Raw genomic sequence first — 3,295 nt, forward strand, 5'->3', positions numbered from 1 at the left:
CTGTTACCGATGTCCTGATCCAGTTTTGTCACCGATGTCCCGAGACATCACACACTGAGAAAGCGAGCCTGGGTGCGTGCAAATTTGAGCTGGGGCTCAGAGATGCGATGCGGGGTGTCAGTCGTCGAGGTCGGTGTTCACCACGGCGAAGTCGTCCGCCAGGTCCACGTCGACCTCCTGGCCGTTCGCGCCCTGCACGCTGACCTCGTAAGTCACGCCACGGTCATCGGAGGCGGACACCGAGTCCACGACACCGTCACTGACACCGGCCTCGTCGGCGGCCGCCAGGGCTGCGTCCATGGCGTCCTCGAGGGTGGCCAGGTCAAGAGTCGGATCCTCCTGGTCGAACATGTCGGGGCTGTCTGTCTCGACGGTCATCGCACCGTCGCCGGAGACATGGACCTCTGCGGAGCCGTTGTCGTCCAATTCGACCGCGACCTCGTGTCCGGAGCCCTGGATGTCGATGGAGCTGGCGCCACGTCCACCCGCTTCGTCGATGGCCTGTTCCGCGGCGTCGCGGAAGGAGGCAGCGTCCGACCCGGCGGTGTTGTTGCCGTCGCCATTGTTGTTTCCGGCGTCGTTGTCGTCGTCCCGGTCGTCGCCGTCCTGCGAATCCTGATTGCTGGACTGGTTCTCGGCGGCAGTGACCGTGCGGACCTCGTCATCATCGTCGTCGGCGATCTCCGAGATGCCGAATCCGATACCTCCGGCCACGAGCAGGGCGGCGATGGCGCCGGCCCCAATGGCCAGACCCTTGCGCTTCTTGCGGGGGGCCTCTGCGTTCTCGGTGGTGTTGGTGTCTTCAGGGGTGGGGTTCGCGGTGGGCATGTTCCTGGTTTCCTCGTTCGGCTCGTCCGGCTGGTTCTGGTTCTGGGGTGCGTTGTTCTCTGTCATGCCCTCACTATCCCGCACAGGTACTGAACCCTTTCTGAAGCTTCCTGAAAGCCCCTTCAGGGACGTGGGTCAGGGTGCATCCGCAGCCGGCAGAGTGACGGTGAAAACCGCACCTCCGCGGGTGTTTTCTTCCGTGCTCGTGCCCACCGTCACATGCCCGTGGTGGACGTCAACGACCTCCTTGACAATGGCCAGTCCCAGGCCGCTTCCCCCGGCATCGCGGGCACGTCCTTCATCCAGGCGGGCGAAGCGGTCGAAGACCAGCTCGCGGTCGGCCTCGGGGACGCCCGTCCCGTCATCGGCGACGGTCAGGACCACGGCAGGGCGGGCATCGTCCTGGGCCGTCCCCAGACGCAGCACAACCCGACCGTCCGCATGACGGGCCGCATTGTCGACCAGATTGCGCACCGCCCGGCCGAGCAGACGCCGACTACCCATCACCTGGGCCGCACCCACGCCGGACGCATCCACGGTGAGCTCAGCGACACGTTTCAACCGGGACACCTCCGCTAACACCAGGTCATCCAGGTCCACCGGTTCCATGTGTGGCCGGTGGTTCTCGTCCAGCCGCGCCAGCAGCAGCAGTCCCTCCACCAGGTCCTGCATGCGCTCCCCCTCGTCGACAACCACCTCACTGAGTTCCTGCAGCGAGGTGGCGTCCGGGTAGGACGCACCCAGCTCGGCGTGCTGCCGCATCGTCGCGAGCGGCGAACGCAGTTCGTGGGACGCATCGCTGACGAACCTGCGCTGCACGGCCTGGGAATGCTCCAGCCGGGCAAGCATACGGTTCATGGTGGCGGCCAGCGCACCGAGTTCATCGTCCCCGGCATCGACCCGGCGGGAGAGATCCTCGGCACTGATGCTGTCGACCTGCCGGCGCAGCCGCTCGACCGGGCGCAGCGCGCGGCCGGTGACGATCCACACGACCACGCCCACCAGCACGATGACCAGGGGGACCGCAATCACCAGGAGGATCGTCGTCGCGTTGACCGTCTCCCCGACGTGCTCCGTGGACCGGGCGACGGTCAGCGTCCCGGCATCCGTGTCCTCGGCCATCACCAGGTACGGGTCATCGTCCACGGTGACCTCCCGGGTGACCTCGTTTTCAGCGTCAGCCTCGCTGAGCTCCGGGAGTTGGTGGGCTTCGTCGTCATTGACCACTGTGCCGGTGCTGCCGCTGCCGCTGGCGTCGCCGTCGAGCCGGACGAGCTGGTCATCGTCGATTCCGGCGAGGGCACCCTCCGCCCGCTCCGGGTCGGCCTCGATCTGTGAACTGTAGGACTCCAGGTCCTGCTCCACCGCCTCCTCGACGGACGAGGTGAGGATCTGCCCGAGGACCAGGACCGCCACCACCGCGGCAACCCCGAGGATGACTGTGACGAAGGCGGTCGCCCCGAGCGTGACCCGGGCGCGGATGGAACGCGATGCTTTTCGCACGTCAGCCACCCGTCCCGGACAGGCGGTAGCCAACACCGCGCACCGTCTCGATGGCCTGGCGTCCGAAGGGCCGGTCGACCTTGGCGCGCAGGTGGCCGATGTAGACCTCGATGATGTTGGCGTCCCCGGTGAAGGAGTCACCCCAGATATTCGCGATGATCTCCTGGCGGGTCACGACCTCCCCGCGGCGGCGCAGCAGGAAATCCAGCACCGCCATCTCGCGGGCGGTCAGGGTGATCTCCTCATCGCCGCGGAATGCCTGGCGGGCCGCCGGATCAAGGGTCAGATCGCCGGCCTCCAACGTCGCGGGGCGTTCCCGGGAACCGCGCCGGGCGAGCGCACGGATGCGGGCGATAAGGACAGGGAAGGAGAACGGCTTGGTCAGCCAGTCGTCCCCGCCGGTGTCGAGGCCCTCGACCTCGTCCCATTCGCCGTCCTTCGCGGTGAGGAACAGGACGGGGGTGTGGTCGCCGTCGGTGCGCAAGGCGTGGCAGACGCGGTACCCGTTCATGCCGGGCATCATCACGTCGAGGACGATGACGTCGTAGTCGGCGTCGGTCGCCATATCCAGCCCGGTCGCACCGTCATGGGCGACGTCGACGACCATGCCCTCGGCCTCCAGGCCGCGGCGCACACCGTCGGCGAGCCGTTTCTCGTCATCCACCAGCAGAATCCGCATGGTCACCAGTGTCGCACGATCATGCTGAAGCGTTGCTGAAGGCGGTGGCGGGCGGGCATCGGCAGGATTCGGATAAGGCCGCCCAGGTCAGACGCTGTGGAGTTCAGATACTGCGACGAGACCACCCTGGAGTGTCGGGCACAGGCACACCTGGAGTGTGGACGCCGCGGGCCAGCCGCGTTCCACCACCCCTGACCTCGGCGTAGCGTGGAAACCATGACCTCACTCAATGATTTATCCGTCACCACTCTCCAGGGCGAGAACACCACCTTCGGCGACATCGCC

The 3,295-nt window shown here is 66.8% G+C and carries 3 protein-coding genes; all 3 read right to left on the reverse strand.

What is annotated here, in order from left to right; translation table 11 throughout:
- Window positions 1-117 precede the first annotated feature (117 nt).
- Window positions 118-894 carry a hypothetical protein gene (locus tag ACTIL2_RS15215; RefSeq protein ID WP_442338321.1) on the reverse strand — a complete coding sequence of 259 codons (777 nt, stop codon included), beginning with the start codon at window positions 892-894 and terminating at the stop codon, window positions 118-120.
- Window positions 895-963: 69 nt separating this feature from the next.
- On the reverse strand, window positions 964-2,331 hold the full coding sequence (locus ACTIL2_RS15220; protein WP_442338322.1) for an ATP-binding protein: 1,368 nt from the start codon (window positions 2,329-2,331) through the stop codon (window positions 964-966).
- Between the two features lies 1 nt (window position 2,332).
- On the reverse strand, window positions 2,333-3,010 hold the full coding sequence (locus tag ACTIL2_RS15225; protein ID WP_442338323.1) for a response regulator transcription factor: 678 nt from the start codon (window positions 3,008-3,010) through the stop codon (window positions 2,333-2,335).
- Window positions 3,011-3,295: the final 285 nt, after the last annotated feature.

The sequence above is a fragment of the Corynebacterium sp. genome (genome assembly GCF_052107835.1).
In the GTDB taxonomy this organism is placed as follows: domain Bacteria; phylum Actinomycetota; class Actinomycetes; order Mycobacteriales; family Mycobacteriaceae; genus Corynebacterium.